The organism is Pseudomonas sp. UBA4617, assembly GCF_002386445.1.
Classification (GTDB): Bacteria; Pseudomonadota; Gammaproteobacteria; order Pseudomonadales; family Pseudomonadaceae; genus Aquipseudomonas.
In genome coordinates, this window is sequence record NZ_DGIR01000021.1 from 104,464 (window position 1) to 126,964 (window position 22,501).

Genomic DNA, 22,501 nt, shown 5'->3' on the forward strand with positions numbered 1-22,501 from the left:
CGGCCAACCCAGACCTCTAGCCTTTCGCCGGTGCTACCGCCAGCTCTACCCCTTCGCTCTTCTTGATCAGTGCATACACCACTGCGGTCAGCAGGCTCCCAGCCACGATTGCCAGCAAGTACAGCGCCGCATGGTTGATCGCATTCGGGATCAGCAACACGAACAGGCCGCCATGGGGTGCCATCAGCTTGCAACCGAAGTACATCGACAAGGCCCCGGTCAGCGCGCCACCGGCGATGCTGGCGGGGATGACCCGCAGCGGGTCCTTGGCGGCAAACGGGATTGCCCCTTCGGAAATGAAGCACAGGCCCAGCGCCAGGGCTGCCTTGCCCGCCTCGCGCTCGCTCTGGGCGAACTTGCGGCGCGCCAGCAAGGTGGCAATACCCAGGCCGATCGGCGGCACCATGCCCGCGGCCATGGTCGCCGCCATCGGCGCGTAGCTCGACGAAGCCAGCAGCCCCACCGAAAAGGCATAGGCGGCCTTGTTGATCGGCCCGCCCAGGTCGACGCACATCATGCCGCCCAGCAACAAGCCCAGCAGGATGGCGTTGGTGGTACCCATGCTGTCGAGGAAGTGGGTCAGGCCTTCGAGCATCGCCGCCACCGGCTGGCCAACCACATAGATCATCACCAGGCCGGTGAACAGGCTGGCCAGCAACGGGATGATCAGGATCGGCTTGAGTGCCTCCAGGCTGCTGGGCAGGCGTGCCCAGCGGGCAATGGCCTTGGCGCTGTAACCGGCGAGGAAGCCGGCGATGATGCCGCCGATGAAGCCAGCACCCAGGGTGCTGGCCAGCAGCCCGCCGATCATGCCAGGTGCCAGCCCGGGGCGGTCAGCGATCGACCAGGCGATGTAGCCCGCCAGCAGTGGCACCATCAGCTTGAATGCAGCCTCGCCACCGATCTGCATCAGCGCCGCCGGCAGCGTACCCGGCTGCTTGTAGGCTTCGATACCGAACACGAACGACAGCGCTATCAGCAGCCCGCCCGCCACCACCATTGGCAGCATGAACGACACACCGGTAAGCAGGTGCTTGTATACCCCGGTTTTCTCGCCCTTGGTCGGGCCAGCCGCCGCTGCGGCATCGGCGCTGTTTTCCACCTTGGCTTCGGTCAGGGCCTTGTCCAGGGTGGTACGAGCCTGCTTGAGGGCAATGCCGGTGCCGCAACGGTAGATACGCTTGCCAGCGAAACGCGCGGTGGGCACTTCAATGTCGGCAGCCAGCAACACCACATCGGCAGCGGCGATGGCTTCGGCCGACAGAGGGTTGCGCGCACCCACCGAGCCCTGGGTCTCTACGGTGAGCTGGTAGCCCAGTTGCTGCGCAGCCTGTTGCAGCGCCTCTGCGGCCATGAAGGTATGCGCAACACCAGTCGGGCAGGCGGTGACCGCTACGATGCGTACCCCCGTACTGGTGACTTCGGCCGGGCTGTCTGCCACGCACGCCAGCAGCTGGGCGTTGACCGCCGCTTCATCAAGGAAGCCCTCGCGATCGGTCAGGGCCTGGGACGGCGTACTCTGGTAGACGCGCTTGCCGACGAAACGGGACAGGTCGACCGGCCCGGTGCTGATCACCAGTACCCAGTCAGCCTCGGCGATCTGCGCGGCGCTCAGTTGCCGCTCAGGGTGCTCGACGTCCTGCACCTCGACGCTGGTGCTCCAGCCGCGCCGCTGGGCCGCGGCGGATAGCAGACGCGCGCTCAGCACGCTCGACACCTGGCCATTGGGGCAGGCGGTGACAATGGCAATGTTCATCGGCAACCCTCTTGTTGTTCTGTCAGTTGCACAGCGGCTTCCAGGCGCGCCAGTTGCACCCGGTCGCGGATGCCGAAACCCACCTGGGTCACCGCCTGGGCGGCGATGGCGGTAGCACGGCTCAAGGTCTGTGCCGGGGCTTCGCCCTGCAGCAGGCCATGGACCATGCCGGCCACCAGCGAGTCCCCCGCCCCTACCGTGCTGGCTACCCGCACCTTGGGCGGGCAGGCATGCATGTCGAGGTCGCGGCTGAACCAGCTGACGCCCTGTTCGCCGGCCGACACCACCACGTGTTCGATGCCATTGGCCAGCAGGCGCGCGGCAGCGGCACGCTGCTGTTGCGGGTTCTCCACCGCCAGGCCCAGCACTTCGCCCAGCTCTTCGGTATTCGGCTTGACCAGCCACGGAGCGCTCTGCAAGCCAGCCCGCAGGGCTTCGCCACTGCTGTCCAGCGCGACCTTCAGTCCCAGGGCTTTGAGTCGCTCAAGCAATTGGCGGAACCACTCGGCACTGATGCCGCGCGGCAGGCTGCCCGCCACCACTACCGCGTCATGCCCGGCAGCGACCTGCTCCAGCAGGCGCAACAAGGCGCTGCGTGCGGCCTCGTCCACCTCCGGGCCCTGGCCGTTGATGTCGGTGACGCGGCCATCAGCCTCGACCAGCTTGATGTTGCTGCGGGTTTCGCCGGGCACGCGAACAAAGCAGTCGGCAAAGCCACGCCACTGGATCAGCGTTTCGAATGGCTGCAGGTTATCGCTGCCGAGGAAACCGCCTACCGTGACGCTGTGCCCCAGGTCGGCCAGTACCTGGGCAACGTTCAGCCCCTTGCCCGCGGCGTGACTGTGCTGCACCTGGCTGCGGTTGACCTGCCCCGGGCGCAAGGTATCCAGCCCGATGGTGATATCCAGCGCCGGGTTCAGGGTAAGAGTAAGGATCTTGGCCATTCAGTAACGCTCCACCAGCGCGCGAACCGCTGCGGCGCTGTCCTGTTGCAGGGCCTCGCGCGCCAGGGCGCGGGCCGTCTGGTGATCGGCCTGGCGGACCAGGGCCTTGACTTCGGCAATGCTGCGCGCCGCGACGCTGAGCTCGTCCACGTCCAGGCCGAGCAGCACGGCGACCGCCTGCGGGTCAGCTGCCAATTCGCCGCACACCCCTACCCATTTGCCATGGGCATGGGCTGCGCGCACGGTCATGTCGATCAGGCTGAGCACTGCCGGGTGCAGACCGTCGGCCTGGGCCGAGAGGCTGGGGTGGCCACGGTCGATGGCCAGGGTGTACTGGGTCAGGTCATTGGTGCCGATGCTGAAGAAGTCGACTTCGCGCGCCAGTTGCGGGGCCAGCAGGGCCGCCGAAGGCACCTCGACCATGATGCCCAGTTGCAGGTCGGCCACCGGGATCTCCGCCCGCAGGCGCTCGACCATGGCCCGCGCTTCGCGCCACTCGTGCACCTGGCCAACCATCGGGAACATGATGCGCAGCGGGCGCTGGTCGGCAGCCCGCAGCAAGGCGCGTAGCTGGTCCTCCATCACCTGCGGGCGCTGCAAGGTCAGGCGTACCCCGCGCACGCCGAGGAACGGGTTTTCCTCGGCGGCGATCGGCCAGTACGGCAGTGGCTTGTCGCCGCCGACATCGAGGGTACGCACCACCAGCGGGCGGCCGTCGAGGCCGTCGAGCACGCGTCGGTATTCCGCCTCCTGGGTGGCCACGTCCGGCGCCTGTGGGTGAGCCATGAAGATCAGCTCGGTGCGCAGCAGGCCCACGCCTTCGGCGCCCTGCTCTACCACCTTGGCGATGCCGCTGCTTTCGCCGATGTTGGCGAACACTTCGATGGCATGTCCATCGCGGGTGACTGCCGGCTCGAAGCGGTTGGCCCAGGCAGCCTGCAAGCGTTGCTCGCGCAGGTCACGCTCGGCCAGGGCACGTTGCAGTTCGTCTGTCGGCGGTGCCACGCTGACCACCCCGCGCTGGCCATCGAGCAGCAACGGCGTACCGGCCTCCAGCAGCAACATTGCCGCGCCAGCGCCAACCACTGCCGGAATGCCCAGGGCCCGCGCGACAATGGCGCTGTGGGCGGTGGCGCCGCCCTGCGCAGTGACGATACCAGCCACACGACTCGGGTCGAGCCGGGCGACATCGGACGGGCCGACTTCGGTCATCACCAGGACATACGGTTGTTCCGGTTCAGGCTGCGCCTGCACCCCACACAGTTGCGCCAGCACACGGCGGCCGACGTCGCGCAGGTCGGCGGCACGTTCGGCCAGCAAGGCGTCATGCAACGATTCCTGCTGACGCGCCGCCGCCTCGATTACCGCCATCCATGCCGCCGCGGCGCTTTCGCCCTGGGCCAGGCGCTGCTCGACGTCATCGCTCAGGGCCGGGTCGGCGAGCATTTCCTGGTGGGTCACGAAGATCTCGCCAATGGCCTTGTCACTGCGTTGGACCAGGGCCTGCAGTTCGCTATTTACAGTCGCCAGCGCTTCGCGCAGCTTCTGCCGCTCCTGGACCAGTGACTCGCCGCGCAGCGGGTAGTCGAACTCGCGCTCGACACACAGGTGCGCCGGGCCACTGGCAATGCCCGGGGCAGCACCCACGCCCTGGACACGGCTACCGGCCGGCGGCGCCTGCAGCACTTCGGCGGCAGTACCAGGGGCAGGCGCGTCAGCCTGCGGCAGCGGCTCCACTTCCTCGCCCAAACCTTGTTCGATGGCAGCCAGCAGCACCGGCAAGGCATCGGCGGCGATGCCTGGCTCGGCCAGCAGTTCCAGCGCCTGGCCACGGCGGGCACCGAGGCTGAGCAGCTTGCTCAGGCTCTTCACCGACACTGCCGGCTGCGCGCTGTCGACCAGGCGCACGCGGATCTCGCCCTCGAAGCCTTTGGCCAGTTGCGCCAGCACCTTGGCCGGGCGGGCATGCAAGCCATGCGGGTTGGCCAGCACGATACGCGCGCTGGGCCAGTCCGCCGGCGCCTCACCGCCCAGCACTTCCAGCACCGCACGGCTACTGGTGGCCTGGTAGAGCGTCTGCCCGCGGCCTTCGATCAGCACTTCACAGAGGCGTTCGAGCAAGGCCTGGTGGGCAGCGCCAAGGCTGGCCAGGCAGAACAGGCCGTTGAGCGGCTGGTCGCGGTAGCGCAGTGGCTGCTGCGGGGTGATGAAGGCCAGGCCCGGCTGGCGCACCAGGCGCTCGCTGTGCAACCACCACAGGCCCTCGCCCAGCGGGAGTGCTTCGGCCTGCTGCAGCACTGCGGCAAACCCGCTGTCGACGCACCCGGCCCGCTGCAGCAGGCGGGCGCCGCGCCAGGCCAGCTCGTCGAAGTCCTCCGCAGGCAGGTTCAGGCCGACCAGTTGCGCATCCAGCGCCAGCTCCTGGGGCGCACCTTGCAACAGCTTGAGCAAGGCCTCGGCATTACCGGCGCGGCGCAGCGCTTCGGCCAGGTCGGTCTCACCCAGGGCGCGGGTCAGCAGTTGCAACAGGCGCAGGTGCTCGTCGGAGCGGGCGGCAATGCCGATGGCCAGGTAGACCATCTGCCCATCACCCCAGTCCACACCTTCGGGAAACTGCAGCAGGCGCACGCCGGTGGCGTACACCAGGTCACGCGTCTGCGGAGTGCCGTGCGGGATGGCAATGCCCTGGCCAAGAAAGGTGGAGCCTTGTGCCTCACGGGCCTGCAGCCCTTGCAGGTATCCCTCGGCGACCAGGCCGTCAGCGACCAGCCGGTCGGCCAGCAGGCACAATGCCTCGGCCTTGTTGGCGGCCTTCTGGCCCATGGCTATCTGCTCCTTGGCGAGCTCGAGCATGACCTTCTCCTTTTGCAGTTCCCGGTCGGGTACTGGAGTATTGTTGTGAAATTCACAGGAACGGCCAGTTCGACAGCCTTGCACGGGTGGCAGCCGAGGCAGGAAATTCGGCGGCTGAAACGTTTAACCTGACCAGGCGGCCACGTTACTCGATAATCTGCCGGGGAAAAAGCCCCATCCTGTCGGACAATTGCGACAATGGTCGTCTGCGCGTGGCGCCGCTGCCGGGTCAAACTACCCGGTCAGGCTTCACTGCCAGCCCCGGTAATAACAAGGAAAATTCGGTGAAACTCAGCGATATCGCCCGTCTGGCCGGTGTGTCCGTGACCACCGCCAGCTACGTCATCAATGGCAAGGCCGAACAACAGCGCATCAGCAACAGCACCGTCGAGCGGGTACGTGCGGTGGTCGAGGCCCATGGCTTCACCCCCAACCCGCAGGCCGCTGGCTTGCGCAGCCGGCACACCCGTACCCTGGGTTTCATTCTCCCCGATCTGGAGAACCCCAGCTACGCCCGCATCGCCAAGCAGCTCGAACAAGGCGCCCGTGCCCGTGGCTACCAGTTGCTGATCGCCAGCAGCGATGACCAGCCCGACAGCGAACGCCAGCTGCAACAGCTGTTCCGTGCACGCCGTTGCGATGCACTGTTCGTCGCCAGCTGCCTGCCGGCGGGAGACGACAGCTACCGCGAGCTGCAGGAAAAAGGCTTGCCGGTGATCGCCATCGACCGCCGCCTGGACCCGGCGCACTTCTGCTCGGTCATCAGCGACGACCGCGATGCCAGCCGCCAGCTGGCCGCCAGCCTGCTCGCCACCGGCCCGCGCAGCATCGCCCTGATCGGCGCCCGCCCGGAGCTGTCGGTCAGCCAGGCCCGTGCCGGCGGCTTCGACGAAGCCCTGCAAGGTTATGCCGGCGAAGTTCGCCGCTACCAGGGCGAAGCATTCAGCCGTGAATGCGGCCAGCGCCTGATGCAGCAACTGATCGACGAACTTGGTGGCCTCCCGGACGCCCTGGTGACCACCTCCTACGTGCTGCTGCAAGGGGTATTCGACACCCTGCAGGCGCGCCCGGCCGACTCCCGCCAGCTGCAGTTGGGTACCTTTGGCGACAACCAGTTGCTCGACTTCCTGCCACTGCCGGTGAACGCCATGGCCCAACAGCATGGCCTGATTGCCGCCACCGCCCTGGAACTGGCACTGGCCGCGATCGAGGAAAAACGTTACGAACCTGGCGTGCACGCGGTCGGTCGAACCTTCAAGCAACGCATCACAGCGGCCTGAACATGCGCCTCATCGACACCCACACCCACCTCGACTTTCCGGATTTCGACGCCGACCGCCCGCGTCTGTTGGCCAATGCGGCGGCGCGCGGGGTGGAGCGGATGGTGGTGCTGGGGGTGTACCAGGCGAATTTCCAACGGGTATGGGAGCTGGCCTGCAGCGACCAGCGCGTGTTCGCGGCACTGGGCCTGCACCCGGTCTACCTCGACCAACATCGCCCGGAGCACCTGGCGCAATTACGCGCGTGGCTGGAACGCCTGCGCGGCCACCCTCGCCTGTGTGCCGTAGGCGAGTTTGGCCTGGATTATTACGTTGAACAGCTGGACAAGGCGCGCCAGCAGGACCTGTTCGAAGCGCAACTGCAAATGGCCTGCGACTTCGAGCTGCCTGCCCTGCTGCACGTACGCCGCAGCCACGCCCAAGTCATTGCCACGCTCAAGCGCTACAAGCCTGCACGGGCGGGGGTGATTCATGCCTTTGCCGGTAGTTACGAAGAGGCCCGCGAATACATCAAGCTGGGCTTCCGGCTTGGGCTGGGCGGAGCAGCTACCTGGCCCCAGGCGCTGCGGCTGCGCAAGACCCTGGCGCGCTTACCGCTGGACAGCGTGGTGCTGGAGACCGATGCGCCGGGCATGGCACCGGTGATGTACCCGGGAGAACGCAACAGCCCGGAGCACCTGCCGGAGATTGCCACGGTGCTGGCAGAGATAATGGGGGTGGGCGTCGGTGAGCTGGCGCAAGCCAGCAGCCGCAATGCGTACGAGGTATTTGGCTGGTAGCAGCTGAATCGCCTCTGTCGCAGGGTTTCCACACGCCCACAAAAGCGACGCGCCTGGTTTCAGGCCAGTACCGTCCAAAGCGCAAACCCGGCGTACCACAGCACCGCACAGCGCAGCAGCAATTCCCACAGGCTGTCCAACCGCCCCAGCCCACGCTGATCGTCTTCTTCCCCAGGAATGTCATCGGCAATGCGGCCCACCCGAGCCACCAGGTGCGCGGCGCTGATATGCCAATTCAGCAATTCATGCAGCATCACCCGCGTCACCGCGACGAAATTGCCCACCAAGGCAAAGCTCAATGCCAATACCCGCACCGGCAGCCAGTCCATGACATGCCGTAGTTGCTCGGCACGCGCCTTCAGCGCCGGCTGCCTGCCGTGCTCGCCACACAGCGCCAGCAGGCGGTAGGCCAGCGCTGCCCCCGGGCCGAGCACGAAGTACCAGAAGATCACCGCGAAAAAGCCCTGGTACACCTGCCACAACAGGTTGCCCTGAACGCTCACCAGCAGGCTGCGTGAATCATCGGCGGCCAGCCCCAGGTCACGCTCTGCCACGTGCAACGCGGCCTGGTCATCCCCCCTGCGCCAGGCGTCGCGGAACGGCCCCAGCGATGCCTTGGCGTCGCCGCGGCCCAGGCTGTATATCAGCACCAGCAGGTGCACTGGCAAAGCCAGCAGGCCATAGGCCACAGGGTCCAGCACGTGCAGCAGCAACACCAGCAATGCGACCGGGGCCAGCACCAGAATGGCCAGTGTCCACCACGGGTGTACCTTGCCGCTACGCTCCAGGCGCACCAGCTCGGCAATGAAGAACCCGTCACGTTGTACCTGATGACGCAAGGCCGAGAACTTTTCGACCCATAGCGCCAGCAACAACACCAGAAAACTCATGCCTTGTCCTCATTGTGCAGCAGCGCTGCGCGGTAACGCGGCCAGTCGAAAGCCGGGCCAGGGTCGCTCTTGCGCTGCGGGGCAATGTCGCAATGGCCCTGGATGCGGTCCAGGTCGATGGCCGGCCACGCGCGGCGGATATGCCGGGTAAGTTGCTCCAGCACCGCGTACTGGGCATCGGTGTAGGGCAGGTCGTCGGTGCCCTCCAGCTCGATACCGATGGAGAAGTCGTTGCAGCCCTCGCGCCCGTCGAAGCACGACACGCCGGCATGCCAGGCACGCTCGAGCAATGACACGAACTGGGTCACCGCGCCATCGCGCTCGACGAACAGGTGCGCCGACACGGTCAGGTGGTTGATGCTGGCGAAATAGGGGTGCTCGTCAGGATCCAGGCGGTTCTGGAAGAACTGCTGAACCTTGCCGGTACCGAAACAGGCCGGGGGTAAGCTGATGTTGTGGATCACCAGCAGGGAAATCGATTCGCCTTCGGGGCGGGCATTGAAGTTCGGCGAGGGGCAGTGGGTGATTCCGTTTCCGTGGAACCAGCCAGTGGCACGGTCCAATTGCATGAGGCGAATCCTGAAAGTGCCGTGAACAGAGCACCAGTATGCCCTGTGGCCAAGGCCGTTTGCATGTGAATGATTGTAATGTTTACGCCTACACGCCCCGTGGTTGCCGCAGCTCGTCGAGCACTGCCTCCAGCGCACGTTCGAACAGCAAGCCGTCATCCAGTACCCGCACCTCGCCCCGGTGCAATGCCTGGGCCAGGCTGGCGGCGTTCCACTCCCGCACTTTCATGCCGGTGCGGTTGGAAAACACCAGCCTGTCGCTACTGTCGACGCGCGCCACCAGCTTGCACCGCAGCGGCTCATCCTCGTCGAGCACCTCGACCCAGGTACCGATGCGCAGGCGCTGCACCTGGCGCAACGCAGCGGCCTGGGCATGGGCAACGTGCAACGGGGCGCAGGCGGGTTCCTCGGCAATGGCCAGCACGATGTCCTCGGCCACCAGCACTTCGCTCAGGCGCTGCCCCTCACTACCAGGCTGACCTTCGGTACCTGCGCAGGCCCGCAGGTGCAACTGCTCCAGTTGCAGGAAGAACTCACGGGTCGCAGCCGAGTCAAGAGCCACGCTGGCCAGGCCATCGCGCAATGCCTTGAGCAGGCCCGGCACCTTTTGCAGCAAGGCTTGTGGCGCCTGCGGCGGGGTGATGCTGGCCAGCAGGGTGTCCATGGTCTGCAACGCGTCCCGCCAGGCCTGGGAAGCGGCGCCCTGCTTGAGCCAGGCCAGCAACAGTACCTGGCTCCACGACTGCACCAGCATCTGCACCACCACCTGCGGCCACACCTGGCCACGCAGGCGCTGATTGAGCGCTTGCTGCACCTGGTGCCTGGCCTGCCGGGCACGGACACGGCCTTCTTCCGCATCGCGGGTGCGTTGTTCGAGCAGCTCGTTGCGCCGACGCTCGTCCTGGTTGAAGGCCAGGAAGTCTTCGAGCAACTCGGCGAACAGGCTGGTATCTTCGGCAAAATCATTGAGCAGACGCTGGATGGTCCGCTCCACCCGCAGGTGCAGGCTGTCGCGCAGGCTGGTGCCGGGGCATTCCCAGCCAATGGCTGCGCCGGCGATCTCGTTGAGCAGGCGCCGGGCCGGATGACTGGCCCGGCTGAACAACCCCTTGTCCAGCAGGGCGACTTTCAGCAGCGGAATATGCAGGCGGGCGATCAACGCGCGCAGGCTGGCTGGCAGGTTGTCGTCGTTGCGGATGAACGCGAAAAGCCGCCCTACCAGGTTGATCATGTCCTCGTCGGCCACCTCGATGCGCCGACGGGTGCCGCTGCGCACGCTGACCCGCAGCAACAACTGTTCAAGCTGCTGGCCGAGCTCGAAGTCTTCATCTTCGTGGGTAGCCGGCACGTAATGCTGCAAATGCGACAGCAGGCGCAGCAAGTCGGCGGTGCTGATCGGCTGCGCCGTGGCCACGGCCTGCAGGCGAGGCGCGAACTGCCCGCGCAGCGGCGCCAGCAGGGTTTGCAGCGAGGCAAATAAAGCCTGCCCTGCCGCGTCCGGACCGACTGCCTGCCCCAGCTTCGCCACCCCGCGTCGAGCCCGCATGCGCCGGTCTTCGGCGCGCCGGCGCGGGGCCGGCGGCAGCTCGGGCAGCACGCCCGCAGCCGCCAGCAACTGGTTGGCTTCGCCATAGATGATATCGGCATCGCGCAGTACGTAGCGCTCGAACAGTTTGAGCAGCACCAGTTTCACCCGCAGGCCGACCCCCAGGTTACGTCCTGCCTCGAGGAAGTAGCCACACAACGCGGCAGGCCCCAGCGGGTTGTGCTGCTCGTACAGGGGGCGGTCGAGCAATGCCTGCAAGCGCAAGCCCAATTGCTGCAGGGCGATGCCGTCACGCGACAGCACCCGCGCAACCATGCCTTCGATGGCGGCGGTGCGCTCTGCCTGGGCCTTGCTGCGCAAGTCGCCGGGCTCCGCCAGGCGTGCCAGCGGGTCGACCTGGCCCATACGCGCATAGGCATCGTAGAAGGTGTCGAGAAAGCCACGTTCGATGCTCTTGCGTTTCAGGCGCAGGTCGCGCATGGCCTCGAAATAGAGGTTCTGGTCACCGCGGTCGAACGCCTTGTCGGCCATCTCGAAAAGGGTATCGTCAGCGTTGTCGAACAGGTCCTGCAGCCCTTGGCGCAATTGCAAGGCCGCCTTGTCGCGTACCTGCAGCAGCAATACCGGAAGGCAAGGCAGAGGCGTACGCCCCCCTCGATCGATGGCTGCCGCCAAGGGCACCACCTTGCCTTCTTTTTGCATCCCGGACTCCTTGCAGGGTGTCTCGCCCGAAGGGGCTGGAGATCGTCAAAGCCATGACGCCAAATACTGGTCGCCATTATCGGCAAAAATCCAAATCGCTGCCAGCGCAGTTTCACTCGCTGGCTAATGACCCTTGTTTGCCCCACTTGCTCAATGCGACCGACCAAAGGTCGCTGCCAGGGCGGCTGTACACGCAAGCCCCCTGCCCTATAATCGCGGGCATCTAGCTTGTGGAGCCGACCATGCCGAACCTACGCCTCGCCGACCTGACCGCTGAAATCGAAGCCAACGTGCGTCGCGCACTGTTGGAAGACATCGGCAGTGGCGATATAACCGCGCAGCTGATCCCGGCCGAGCGCCTGGCCAAGGCGACCATCATCACCCGTGAAGACTGCGTGATTGCCGGCACTGCCTGGGTCGATGCGGTGTTTCGCCAGCTCGACCCGCGCGTGGCGGTGCACTGGCAGGTGGCCGACGGGGAACGCGCCACGGCCAACCAGGCCTTGTTCCACCTGGAAGGCCCGGCACGCTCGCTGCTCAGCGGTGAACGCAGTGCGCTGAATTTCCTGCAGTTGCTGTCGGGGGTGGCCACCCGTGCACGCTTCCTCGCCGACCTGGTGCAAGGCACCCAGGTACGCCTGCTGGATACCCGCAAGACCTTGCCCGGCCTGCGCCTGGCGCAGAAGTACGCAGTGACCTGTGGAGGCTGCGACAACCACCGCATCGGCTTGTACGACGCCTTCCTGCTCAAGGAAAACCACATCGCAGCCAGTGGCGGCGTGGCCGAGGCAGTGGCAGCCGCGCACCGCATTGCACCGGGCAAACCGGTGGAGATCGAAGTGGAAAGCCTGGACGAACTGCGCCAGGCCTTGGCCGCCGGTGCGGATATCATCATGCTCGACGAGCTTGATCTGGAGGAAATGCGCGAAGCGGTGCGCATTACCGCCGGCAAGGCCAAGCTCGAGGCCAGCGGCGGGGTCAATGAGCAGACTTTGCGCGTGATTGCCGAGACCGGGGTGGACTACATCTCGATTGGCGCCATGACCAAGGATGTGAAGGCCGTGGACCTGTCGATGCGACTGAGCCTCTAATCGAATTGCAGGCATAAGAAAACCGGCCTCTGGCCGGTTCCTTTATGCGACATCTGGGCGCAGCCATGCTGTTGGAATGGCCTTGTGTCGCGATGGGCCGCAAAGCGGCCCCTGCATTTGCGGATCAGAACGAGGCGTTGGCCAGGCCATCCAGGTAACGCTCGACGTCCAGCGCCGCCATGCAACCGGCACCGGCCGAGGTGATGGCCTGGCGGTAAACGTGGTCGGCCACGTCACCGGCAGCGAACACGCCCTCGACGTTGGTGGCGGTGGCATTGCCTTCACGGCCACCGTTGACCACCAGGTAGCCGTCCTTCAGGGTCAGCTGGCCTTCGAACAGCGAGGTGTTCGGGGTGTGGCCGATAGCGATGAACACGCCGTCGACCTTGATTTCGTCGCTGCTGCCGTCGTTGTTCTTCAGGCGCGCACCGGTCACCCCCATGTTGTCCCCCAGGACTTCATCCAGGGTGGCGTTGAGCTTGAGCTCGATCTTGCCTTCGGCGACACGTGCGTGCAGCTTGTCGACCAGGATCTTCTCGGCGCGGAAGGTATCGCGACGGTGCACCAGGGTCACCTTGCTGGCGATGTTGGCCAGGTACAGCGCCTCTTCAACGGCAGTATTGCCGCCGCCGACCACGGCAACCGGCTTGTTGCGGTAGAAGAAACCGTCACAGGTGGCGCAGGCCGACACACCTTTGCCCATGAACGCTTCTTCGGATGGCAGGCCCAGGTAGCGGGCGCTGGCACCGGTGGCGATGATCAGTGCATCGCAGGTGTACTTGCCGCTGTCGCCCTGCAGGGTGAAGGGTTTGTTGGCCAGGTCGACAGCGTTGATGTGGTCGAAAACGATTTCGGTTTCGAAACGTTCGGCGTGCTCCTGCATGCGCTGCATCAGTGCCGGGCCGGTCAGGCCATGGGGGTCGCCCGGCCAGTTGTCGACTTCGGTGGTGGTGGTCAGCTGGCCGCCGGCCTGCATGCCGGTGATCAGCAGCGGCTTGAGGTTGGCCCGGGCGGCGTACACCGCGGCGCTGTAGCCGGCAGGGCCGGAACCGAGAATGATGACGCGCGAATGACGTACTTCAGACATGTCGAACTCCTGTCGAGCGGGCCGCATGGGCCGGCGTGTGCGCCGGCTGGGCCAGCTGGAATTTAAAAAGGACCCACGCAGCACTTGGGGAAGGCTACAACGCGCAGGCCCGAAAAGCGGAAAGTTGAACGCACTGTAGCGAGGTGGCAAAGATTAAGGAAATATCCTTAGACAATCCACCTCATAGGCATCGCCTATTCAGGGATTTGTTCGTATAGCTTGGCTGGTCTATTTGTTACGCGCCGTTTCCCGACCGCTGCCCGCCTTTCGTCGGCGCGGCAAACTCGGTAAGGTCAGCGCGTTTTCCTTCTCTGCGGAGTCTCCCGATGCAAGCCCCTGTCCTGTCCGGCCCCCAGTACCTGCGCGAAGGCCTGAAACTGGTGCTGAGTCCCAACCTGCGGTTGTTCGTGCTGTTGCCGCTGGCGGTCAACTTGCTGCTGTTCGGTGGCCTGATCTACTTCGCCGGCCACCAGTTCAGCCTGTGGGTGGATGCCCTGATGCCCACCCTGCCGAACTGGCTGAGTTTCCTTACCTATATCCTCTGGCCGCTGTTCGTCGCCCTGGTGGTACTGATGGTGTTCTTCACCTTCACCCTGGTCGCCAACATCATTGCCGCGCCGTTCAATGGCTTCCTGGCGGAAAAAGTCGAGGTGGTGCTGCGTGGCCAGGACAACTTCCCGGCCTTCAGTTGGGGTGAGCTGGTAGCCATGGTGCCACGCACCTTCGGCCGCGAAATGCGCAAGCTGGGCTACTTCCTGCCGCGAGCCATCGGCCTGTTCATCCTGTCGCTGGTCCCGGTGGTCAACGTGGTGGCGGCGCCGCTGTGGCTGATCTTCGGGGTCTGGATGATGGCGATCCAGTACATCGACTACCCGGCGGACAACAACAAGATGAGCTGGCAGGACATGCTCGCCTGGCTGCGCAGCAAGCGCTGGCAGTCCCTGGGCTTTGGCGGAATAACCTACCTGGCGCTGATGATTCCGCTGGTCAACGTGCTGATGATGCCGGCAGCGGTGGCCGGCGCCACGTTGTTCTGGGTGCGGGAGCGCAACTGATCGCGATGTAACACCGCCCTGTGGGAACGGCTTCACCCGCTCCCACAGGCTTCACTGCCCCAACCGGCTGGAGAACTGCCCCACCACGTCCACCACCCGCTTCGCTCCTTCCTGAATCTCGACAATCACCCCGCCGGTTTCATCAGCCAGCGCCGGCCCCTGCTCGGCCTGGCGCTTGCTGGTGTCGATGATGGCCACCGCCGCCTGGGCCAGCTGCTCGTTCTGCTGCACCACCCGGGCGATTTCCTCGGTGGCGGTGCTGGTACGCGAGGCCAGCTGGCGCACTTCATCGGCAACCACGGCGAAGCCACGGCCCTGCTCGCCAGCGCGGGCCGCCTCGATGGCCGCGTTGAGCGCCAGCAGGTTGGTCTGCCCGGCAATGTCGCTGATGGTCTTGATGATCGAGCCGATCACCCGCGACTGGGTGTCCAGCGCCTGGATGCCTTCGGCCGCTTCTTGCATCGAGGCTTCCAGGCCGCGCATCACGCTGACGGTCTGGGTGACCACTTCGGTAGCCTTGCGTGCACTGGCGTCGGTGCCTACCGAGGTGTTGAAGGCCACATCCGCCGCCTCGGCCACCGCCATCTCCTGGTTGACCTGGTCGGTAATCACGGTGGCGAACTTGACCACTTTGTAAAGCACGTCGTGGGCGTCGAAGATCGGGTTGTACGAGGCTTCCAGCCAGACAACCCGCCCGTGGGCATCGATACGCTTGAAGCGATCGGCAATGTACTCGCCACGGCGCAGCTTTTCCCAGAAAGCCTGGTAGGCCGGCGAATTGACCTCCTCCGGCTCGCAGAACATCCGGTGATGCTTGCCACGGATCTGCTCCAGGCGATAGCCGACGGTGGCCAGGAATCGTTCGTTGGCCGTGAGGATGGTGCCATCGAGGTCGAATTCGATCACCGCGGTCGAGCGCATCAGCGCCTTGATCAGGCTTTCATGCTCGCGGGAGGTTTCGATGGTGCGGGTAAGGTCGCTGGAGTGCAGCGTGAAATACTTGATACGCCCCTCGCTGTTCCTGACCGGCTGCAGGATCGACCGCAACCAGGCTTCCTGGCCATTGCCACGCAGCAGACGGAAGGCGCCGTGGAGGTGTTCACCGCGGCTGATTGCACCTTTCATGCGCTGGTAGAAATCCAGTGACTTCACTTGTGCCGGGACAATCTCTTCGATGTTGCGGCCAAGCAGTTGATCGGCACGGTAAAGCATTTCTCTTTCGAAGTTGCCGTTGACCATCTCGATCCGCCCCTGGGGGTCGAGTTGCAGCACCAGCATTTCGTTGTCGAGACTACTCTTGACCTGTTCGATGGACATCAGGTCTTCGCGCAGCTGGCGGATTTCTTGCTTGAGCTTGTTGTTGAACATCACCGCTCTCCCGGAGCGCATCAGGTCGTCATATGCTTCTTCATCGGCTGCCCGTGGGACCTTCTTGAGCGCCTTGAAAGGAATATTTCACAAAGCGAAAGGCGTCAGCGAGCAAGCGTCATCCGGACGTCACGCAGCGGTCACATCGGCGCAATCTGGCAGGTGGAAACTTTTGTCATGAATACACCCGCCCTACGCATTACCTTGGTCAGCGAAACCTTCCCACCGGAAATCAACGGCGTGGCCAACACCCTTGGCCGCCTCAGCGAGGGGCTGCGCCAGCGCGGCCACAAGGTCGAGGTGGTGCGCCCGCGCCAGGCCGGTGAAGGGCCGCTGTACAACGACCCGGAGCTGATGCTGTGCCGTGGCTGGCCGCTGCCTGGCTACCCTGGCTTGCAGTGGGGCGAAGTATCGATGCACAAACTGTTACGGCATTGGCGCCGGCAGCGCCCGGACGTGCTGTACATCGCCACTGAAGGGCCACTGGGGCTCAGCGCCCTGCGCGCCGCGCGCCGTCTGGGGGTGGCAGTGGTGAGTGGCTTTCATACCAATTTCCCACAGTATTCCGGCCAGTACGGGCTGGGCCTGCTGGCGCGCTTGCTTACCCATTACCTGCGCTGGTTCCATCGGCGTACAGCCACCACCCTGGTCCCCAGCCTCAGCCAGCGCCTGGAGCTTGAACGCCGTGGTTTCGAACGCCTGGAACTGCTGGCAAGGGGGGTCGATGCCTGCCTGTTCAACCCGGCGCGGCGTAGCCAGGCATTGCGCGACAGCTGGGGACTTGCCCCGGACGATATCGCCGTGCTGCATGTCGGTCGGTTGGCAGTGGAAAAGAACCTGGGCTTGCTGCGCCCCTGCCTGGACTCCCTGCAGAAGGCTTATCCACACAAACGCCTGCGCCTGATACTGGTGGGCGATGGCCCGCAACGTACCGCCCTCCGCCAGCAGTTGCCCGAGGCCGTGTTCTGCGGCGCCCAGCGCGGCGAGCTGCTGGCCGAGCACTACGCCAGCGGTGACTTGTTCCTGTTCCCGAGCCTGACCGAGACCTTTGGCAACGTGGTGCTCGAAGCCATGGCCTCGGGGCTGGCGGTGGTCGCCTATGACGAGGCGGCCGCAGCGCAGCATATTCGCCATGGCCACAGCGGTGCACTGGCCATGCCCGGGGACCAGGCGGCATTCGTCGATGCCGCCTGCTGGCTGCTGGAAGAAGCGGAAACCTTGCGCCGGGTGCGCCTGAATGCACGGCAGCATGCCAGCCGCCAGGGCTGGCCGGCGATTGTCGAGCAATTCGAGGGTTACCTGTATAGCGCCTGCCAGCAAACCGGCCCGGCACCTGGACAAACAGAAGCAGCCACGCTCAGGGTCAAGCCCGGCTCAACAGCACCTCGCAGCTGAACGATCAACGGATGCGTGCGCCCGTTCCCGACCAGCCAGCTCGACTCGTGATCACATGATGCCCAGGGCAGGTGCGGGTTGCCGGCGATGGGCCGCAAAGCGGCCCTGAGCTGGTCAGGCAAGCGCTTTTTCGATGGCCTGCACCACTGCCGGATCATCCGGTGCGGTGCGCGGCGAGAAGCGCGCCAGCACCCGCCCGTCCTTGCCCACCAGGAACTTCTCGAAGTTCCAGGTAATGTCGCCGGGGAACTCGGCACCCTCCCCCGCCAGCAGGCGATACAGCGAATGGCGGTGCGGCCCGTTGACTTCCAACTTGGCCCCCAGCGGGAAACTCACCCCATAGTTGAGGCTGCAGAACTCCTGGATTTCCTTTTCACTGCCCGGCTCCTGCCCGGCAAACTGGTTGCATGGCAGGCCAAGCACATTGAAGCCTTTGTCCTTGTAGTCCTGGTAGAGGTTTTCCAGGGCTTTGTACTGCGGCGTGAGGCCACACTTGGAAGCAACGTTGACCACCAGCACCACTTGGCCCTTGAAGGGGGCGAGAGGCAGCTCCCCGCCGTTCAGCGCGTCCAGTTTCAGGTCGTGAAATGCACTCATGATGAATCCCTCTCAGGTTGCCGGTTGCCGCACAGGCGAATTGCGCCCACTAAAAAGGCGCCCGTCCAAGCCGCCCACCTCCCGAAGGAAGGCAAGTCGGCTTGCCCGAGCGCCTGGCGACTTTCTGAGCTTAGCGCAGAAAATCAGTGGTGATGGCCACCTTCACCGTGGATGTGCCGGTGAGCGATTTCTTCGTCGCTGGCGTCACGCACGTTGACGACCTTGACCTGGAAGGTCAGGCGCTGGCCGGCCAGCGGGTGGTTGCCGTCAACGGTGATGTCGTCGCCGTCGATGTCGCGGATGGTGACGATCTGCATCTGGCCATCCGGCGCCGAAGCGTGGAACTGCATGCCCACTTCCAGCTCGTCGACACCCTCGAACAGGCTGCGGTTCAGGGTGCTGACCAGCTCGGCCAGGTATTCGCCGTAGGCATCTTCCGGCTCGACGGAAACGTTCAGCTCGTCACCGGCCTGCTTGCCTTCCAGAGCTTTTTCCAGGCCCGGGATGATGTTGCCGGCACCGTGCAGGTAAACCAGCGGCGCGCCACCGGCGGAGCTGTCGATGGTCTCCCCGGCGTCGTTGGTCAGGGTATAGTCGATGGAGACAGCCTTGTTGGCGGCGATCAGCATGGGGCAAGACCTTTTGCAAAAGAATGTAGAGCGGACAAGTGTAACCAAGCCATCGTCCGATTGCGACCGCACTGCGGACGAGCAGCGGCCCATCAGTCGGATCACCGGCTTCCACCAGGACGAGGAAGGCCACTGGGTGGCCGAACTGTCCTGCGGCCATACCCAGCATCTGCGCCACCAGCCGCCGTGGCAGGCACGCCCCTGGGTGCTGGACCCGGCCCAGCGCGCGCAGCGCATCGGCCAGCCTTTCACGTGTGGCTGGTGCGCACAGGGGGCCGATAGCGCTACCCTTGGCCGTTGATTTCTTGCACCGCTTATTTCGAGAAGCACGCATGCAGACATTTTTCATTGCGCCGACCGACTTCGGTGTCGGCCTCACCTCCATCAGCCTCGGCCTGGTACGTACCTTGGAACGCGCCGGCCTGAAGGTTGGCTTCTTCAAGCCGATCGCCCAGCCCCACCCCGGTGATACCGGCCCCGAACGCTCCACCGAACTGGTCGCCCGTACCCACGGCATCAAGCCACCGGTACCGCTGAGCCTGGCCCACGTCGAGCGCATGCTCGGCGAAGGCCAGCTGGACGAACTGCTCGAGGAAATCATCCGCCTGTACCAGCAAGCCTGCATCGGCAACGACGTGGTAGTGGTCGAAGGCATGGTGCCAACGCGCCACGCCAGTTATGCGGCGCGGGTCAACCTGCACCTGGCGAAGAGCCTGGATGCCGAGGTGATCCTGGTCTCGGCACCGGAAAACGAAGTACTCAGCGAGCTGTCTGGCCGGGTCGAACTGCAGGCGCAGCTGTTCGGCGGCCCGCGTGATCCGAAAGTGCTCGGGGTGATCCTCAACAAGGTGCGCACCGACGAAAGCATGGCGGAGTTTTCCGCGCGCCTGCGCGAGCACTCGCCGCTGCTGCGCGGCGACGACTTCCGCCTGCTCGGTTGCATCCCCTACCAAGCGGAACTGAACGCCCCGCGCACCCGCGACGTGGCCGACCTGCTCGGCGCCCAGGTACTCAACGCCGGTGACTACGAGCAGCGGCGCATGAGCAAGATCATCATCTGCGCACGCACCGTGGCCAATACGGTGCCGCTGCTGACTTCGGGCACGCTGGTGGTCACCCCGGGCGACCGCGACGACATCATCCTCGCCGTCAGCCTCGCGGCGATCAACGGCGTACCGCTGGCCGGCCTGCTGCTGACCAGCGACAGCAAGCCTGACGCACGCATCCTGGGCCTGTGCCGTGGCGCCCTGCAGGCAGGCCTGCCGATCCTGTCGGTCAGTACCGGTTCGTACGACACCGCCAACCAACTCAACTCGCTGAACCGGGAAATCCCGGTGGACGACCGCGAGCGCGCCGAGTTCATCACCGATTTCGTCGCCAGCCACCTCGACGCGGCCTGGTTGCACCAGCGTTGCGGTACTCCGCGCGAACTACGCCTGTCACCGGCCGTGTTCCGCTACCAGTTGATCCAGCGGGCGCAGCAGGCCAACAAGCGTATCGTCCTGCCGGAAGGCGCCGAGCCGCTGCTGGTACAGGCTGCGGCCATCTGCCAGGCCCGTGGCATCGCCCGCTGCGTGCTGCTGGCCAAGCCCGAGGACGTCGACGCCGTGGCACGTGCCCAGGGCATCACCTTGCCGCCAGGCCTGGAAATCCTCGACCCGGAGCTGATCCGCGGGCGCTATGTGGAACCGATGGTCGAACTGCGCAAGAGCAAGAACCTCAATGCGCCGATGGCCGAGCAGCAACTGGAAGACCCGGTGGTGATCGGCACCATGATGCTGGCGCTGGACGAAGTGGATGGGCTGGTCTCGGGCCTGGTGCATTCGACTGCCAACACCATCCGCCCGGCCCTGCAGCTGATCAAGACCGCACCCGGTTCGAGCCTGGTGTCGTCGGTGTTCTTCATGTTGTTCCCGGAACAGGTGCTGGTGTACGGCGACTGCGTGATGAACCCGCACCCGAGCGCTGCCGAACTGGCCGAAATCGCCCGGCAGAGCGCCGACTCGGCGCAGGCATTCGGCATCGCACCGCGGGTGGCGATGATCAGTTACTCAAGCGATTCGGCCAGCGACGAGGAAGTCGAGAAAGTGCGCGAAGCGACCCGCCTGGCGCAGGCTGCGACAGAGGCGCTGCTGATCGATGGGCCGTTGCAGTATGACGCCGCAGCCAACCCGGCGATTGCCCGGCAGCTGGCGCCAGACAGCCCGGTGGCCGGGCGTGCCACGGTGTTCGTGTTCCCCGACCTGAATACCGGCAACACCACGCACAAGGCGGTGCAGCGCAGCACCGACGGCGTCAGCCTGGGGCCCATGCTGCAGGGGCTGCGCAAGCCAGTGAACGACTTGCCGCGCGGGGCGCAGGTAGACGATATCGTGCATACCATCGCCCTTACGGCGATCCAGGCCAGCGTGACGGGTTAGAAACCGGGGCTGCTTTGCAGCCCCAGGTATCGGTCAGGGATACTGCTGAACCTGGCCCTGCTGGTCATACTGCTGACCCGGAATCGGCTTCAGGTTCACTTCCACCCGACGGTTCTGTGCACGCCCGTTGGCATCGGCGTTGCTGGCGATCGGCTGATCCGGGCCCATGCCGCGTACCGAAATTCGCGAGGCGTCCACGCCCTGCGAGGTCAGGTAGGTGCTGACCGCCTGCGCGCGACGCTGGGACAGGTCCATGTTGTGCTGGCGGCTGCCGGTGCTGTCGGTGAAGCCGACCACTTCGATGGTGTTCTGGTTGAACTGCTTGAACGAGCTGGCCAGGTTGTTCAGCGGCGAATAGAAGCTTGGCGCGATGTTGGCCGAGTCGGTGGCGAAGGTGATGTTGCCCGGCATGATCAGCTTGATCTGGTCACCCTGGCGCTGCACTTCCACACCGGTGTTGGCCATTTGCGCGCGCAGCTCGGCTTCCTGCTTGTCGGCGTAGTAGCCATAACCGGCTGCAGCGGCACCCACGGCGGCGGCGCCGATCAGCGCACCCTTGCCCCGGTTGTTGTGGTCGATGGCGGCACCGGCAATGGCACCGGCCAGCGCGCCCAGGCCGCCGTATTTGGCAGTCTTGCTCATCCCTGTGGAGCCCTGCGCCTGGCCCTGGCTGTCATAAGGGTTCTGACCGGCACAGCCAGTCATCAGGGCAGCGGCGGTTGCGACGATAATCAGACGACGCATGGTGAACATGGACAAGCTCCTACTGAATTCATGAATGCGACAGACCGCGAACGGATCTATGCCAGCCTTGGATCGCACAGGCAACGAAAAATTCCGTGAAAGTGCCTTCATGTGCCATTACGCACGTACGAAGGGGTTCTCACGCATCTCATCGCCCAGCCGGGTATCGGGCCCATGGCCCGTCACCACAATGGCTTCTTCATCCAGCCGGTATAGCCGCTCCTTGATCGAACGCACGATAGCCCGCTGGTCGCCGCCCCACAAATCGGTGCGGCCGATGCCACGGCGGAACAGGGTATCACCGGCAATCAGCAGCTTGGCGTCGGCAAACCAGAAACTCATCGAGCCCGGTGTGTGGCCGGGCGTATGCAGGGCTACGCCACAACCGCAGGCCAGCTCTTCGTCGTCACCCAGCCAGCGGTCGGGCGCAGGGACCGGGGTGTAGGGTACGCCGAACATCTGGCATTGCATTTCCAGGTTGTCCCACAGCACCTGGTCGTCCTTGTGCAGGTGCAGGGTCGCGCCGGTCAGCTCCTTGAGCTTGCCGGACGCCAGGAAGTGATCGAAGTGCGCGTGGGTATGAATGATGCTCACCAGCGCCAGGCCATGGACCTGCAGGCGGGCAAGAATCTTCTCCGGATCACCACCCGGGTCGACGACGATGGCCTTCTTGCTCAGCGGGTCGCCAATCAGGGTGCAATTACATTGCAAGGGGCCTACAGGGAAGGTTTCGCGAATAAGCGCTGACGATGGATTGTGCATGGGAATAGGGGGACCGGTTAGTCGAAGAGCGTTT

Annotated in this window: 19 protein-coding genes and 1 pseudogene; 7 read left to right on the top strand and 13 right to left on the bottom strand. The window is 65.0% G+C overall.

Annotated elements, in window-relative coordinates:
- Positions 1 to 16: 16 nt before the first annotated feature.
- From B4L76_RS08335 to ptsP, 3 genes are read right to left on the bottom strand one after another with little or no spacing between them, the layout of a single operon-like run.
- Positions 17 to 1,756, bottom strand: coding sequence for a PTS fructose-like transporter subunit IIB (locus tag B4L76_RS08335; RefSeq protein ID WP_296231761.1), 1,740 nt, complete (start codon positions 1,754 to 1,756; stop codon positions 17 to 19).
- Entirely contained in the window at positions 1,753 to 2,700 is a 948-nt protein-coding gene (gene pfkB / locus B4L76_RS08340; RefSeq protein WP_296231762.1) for a 1-phosphofructokinase, read from the bottom strand. The genes B4L76_RS08335 and pfkB overlap by 4 nt, the downstream gene beginning before the upstream one ends.
- Positions 2,701 to 5,553 carry a phosphoenolpyruvate--protein phosphotransferase gene (gene ptsP / locus B4L76_RS08345; RefSeq protein ID WP_296231763.1) on the bottom strand — a complete coding sequence of 951 codons (2,853 nt, stop codon included), beginning with the start codon at positions 5,551 to 5,553 and terminating at the stop codon, positions 2,701 to 2,703.
- Between the two features lie 284 nt (positions 5,554 to 5,837).
- Here ptsP and cra point away from each other — a divergent pair, with 284 nt between their 5' ends.
- Positions 5,838 to 6,833: a catabolite repressor/activator gene (gene cra, locus B4L76_RS08350; RefSeq protein ID WP_296231764.1), complete on the top strand. Its 996-nt coding sequence runs from the start codon at positions 5,838 to 5,840 to the stop codon at positions 6,831 to 6,833.
- Positions 6,834 to 6,835: 2 nt separating this feature from the next.
- Positions 6,836 to 7,612 (top strand): TatD family hydrolase, encoded by a 777-nt coding sequence (locus tag B4L76_RS08355; protein ID WP_296231765.1) that lies wholly within the window; start codon positions 6,836 to 6,838, stop codon positions 7,610 to 7,612.
- A 59-nt stretch (positions 7,613 to 7,671) separates the two neighbouring features.
- Here B4L76_RS08355 and ampE read toward each other — a convergent pair whose 3' ends face one another.
- From ampE to B4L76_RS08370, 3 genes are all read right to left on the bottom strand, one after another.
- Positions 7,672 to 8,502 carry a regulatory signaling modulator protein AmpE gene (ampE, locus tag B4L76_RS08360; protein WP_296231766.1) on the bottom strand — a complete coding sequence of 277 codons (831 nt, stop codon included), beginning with the start codon at positions 8,500 to 8,502 and terminating at the stop codon, positions 7,672 to 7,674.
- Positions 8,499 to 9,071 carry a 1,6-anhydro-N-acetylmuramyl-L-alanine amidase AmpD gene (ampD, locus tag B4L76_RS08365; RefSeq protein ID WP_296231767.1) on the bottom strand — a complete coding sequence of 191 codons (573 nt, stop codon included), beginning with the start codon at positions 9,069 to 9,071 and terminating at the stop codon, positions 8,499 to 8,501. The genes ampE and ampD overlap by 4 nt, the downstream gene beginning before the upstream one ends.
- Before the next feature lie 88 nt (positions 9,072 to 9,159).
- Complete coding sequence (locus B4L76_RS08370; RefSeq protein ID WP_296231768.1) at positions 9,160 to 11,319, bottom strand: DUF1631 domain-containing protein; 2,160 nt, start codon at positions 11,317 to 11,319, stop codon at positions 9,160 to 9,162.
- 242 nt (positions 11,320 to 11,561) lie between these two features.
- Here B4L76_RS08370 and nadC point away from each other — a divergent pair, with 242 nt between their 5' ends.
- Positions 11,562 to 12,410: a carboxylating nicotinate-nucleotide diphosphorylase gene (gene nadC / locus B4L76_RS08375; protein ID WP_296231769.1), complete on the top strand. Its 849-nt coding sequence runs from the start codon at positions 11,562 to 11,564 to the stop codon at positions 12,408 to 12,410.
- 124 nt (positions 12,411 to 12,534) lie between these two features.
- Here nadC and trxB read toward each other — a convergent pair whose 3' ends face one another.
- Positions 12,535 to 13,497 (bottom strand): thioredoxin-disulfide reductase, encoded by a 963-nt coding sequence (gene trxB / locus B4L76_RS08380; RefSeq protein WP_170028294.1) that lies wholly within the window; start codon positions 13,495 to 13,497, stop codon positions 12,535 to 12,537.
- 326 nt (positions 13,498 to 13,823) lie between these two features.
- Here trxB and cysZ point away from each other — a divergent pair, with 326 nt between their 5' ends.
- Positions 13,824 to 14,552 (top strand): sulfate transporter CysZ, encoded by a 729-nt coding sequence (gene cysZ / locus B4L76_RS08385; RefSeq protein ID WP_296231770.1) that lies wholly within the window; start codon positions 13,824 to 13,826, stop codon positions 14,550 to 14,552.
- 51 nt (positions 14,553 to 14,603) lie between these two features.
- Here the strand turns inward: cysZ and B4L76_RS24310 are convergent, their stop codons facing one another.
- Positions 14,604 to 15,137, bottom strand: a complete 534-nt coding sequence (locus tag B4L76_RS24310) for a methyl-accepting chemotaxis protein (RefSeq protein ID WP_414707180.1) — start codon at positions 15,135 to 15,137, stop codon at positions 14,604 to 14,606.
- Positions 15,138 to 15,197: 60 nt separating this feature from the next.
- A pseudogene (locus B4L76_RS24315) lies at positions 15,198 to 15,941 on the bottom strand (PAS domain-containing protein); the annotation flags it as partial.
- 156 nt (positions 15,942 to 16,097) lie between these two features.
- Here B4L76_RS24315 and B4L76_RS08395 point away from each other — a divergent pair.
- Positions 16,098 to 17,315, top strand: coding sequence for a glycosyltransferase family 4 protein (locus tag B4L76_RS08395; protein WP_296231772.1), 1,218 nt, complete (start codon positions 16,098 to 16,100; stop codon positions 17,313 to 17,315).
- 114 nt (positions 17,316 to 17,429) lie between these two features.
- On the opposite strand, the gene B4L76_RS08400 is transcribed toward B4L76_RS08395, so the two are convergent.
- Together B4L76_RS08400 and B4L76_RS08405 are read right to left on the bottom strand one after the other, a co-directional pair.
- Entirely contained in the window at positions 17,430 to 17,912 is a 483-nt protein-coding gene (locus B4L76_RS08400) for a glutathione peroxidase (RefSeq protein WP_170028290.1), read from the bottom strand.
- A gap of 143 nt (positions 17,913 to 18,055) precedes the next feature.
- A complete protein-coding gene (locus B4L76_RS08405; protein ID WP_170028289.1) occupies positions 18,056 to 18,541 on the bottom strand; it encodes an FKBP-type peptidyl-prolyl cis-trans isomerase in 486 nt (161 codons plus the stop codon).
- Between B4L76_RS08405 and B4L76_RS08410 the strand changes: the two genes are divergently transcribed.
- Together B4L76_RS08410 and pta are read left to right on the top strand one after the other, a co-directional pair.
- The gene (locus tag B4L76_RS08410; RefSeq protein ID WP_296231775.1) at positions 18,540 to 18,842 is read left to right on the top strand and encodes a DUF3565 domain-containing protein; all 303 of its coding nucleotides are present in this window, start codon (positions 18,540 to 18,542) and stop codon (positions 18,840 to 18,842) included. The genes B4L76_RS08405 and B4L76_RS08410 overlap by 2 nt on opposite strands.
- Positions 18,843 to 18,873: 31 nt before the next feature.
- The gene (pta, locus tag B4L76_RS08415; RefSeq protein WP_296231776.1) at positions 18,874 to 20,961 is read left to right on the top strand and encodes a phosphate acetyltransferase; all 2,088 of its coding nucleotides are present in this window, start codon (positions 18,874 to 18,876) and stop codon (positions 20,959 to 20,961) included.
- A 33-nt stretch (positions 20,962 to 20,994) separates the two neighbouring features.
- Here the strand turns inward: pta and B4L76_RS08420 are convergent, their stop codons facing one another.
- Together B4L76_RS08420 and B4L76_RS08425 are read right to left on the bottom strand one after the other, a co-directional pair.
- Entirely contained in the window at positions 20,995 to 21,714 is a 720-nt protein-coding gene (locus B4L76_RS08420) for an OmpA family protein (protein ID WP_225780436.1), read from the bottom strand.
- A 108-nt stretch (positions 21,715 to 21,822) separates the two neighbouring features.
- Positions 21,823 to 22,467: an MBL fold metallo-hydrolase gene (locus B4L76_RS08425; protein WP_296231777.1), complete on the bottom strand. Its 645-nt coding sequence runs from the start codon at positions 22,465 to 22,467 to the stop codon at positions 21,823 to 21,825.
- Between the last annotated feature and the right edge of the window lie 34 nt (positions 22,468 to 22,501).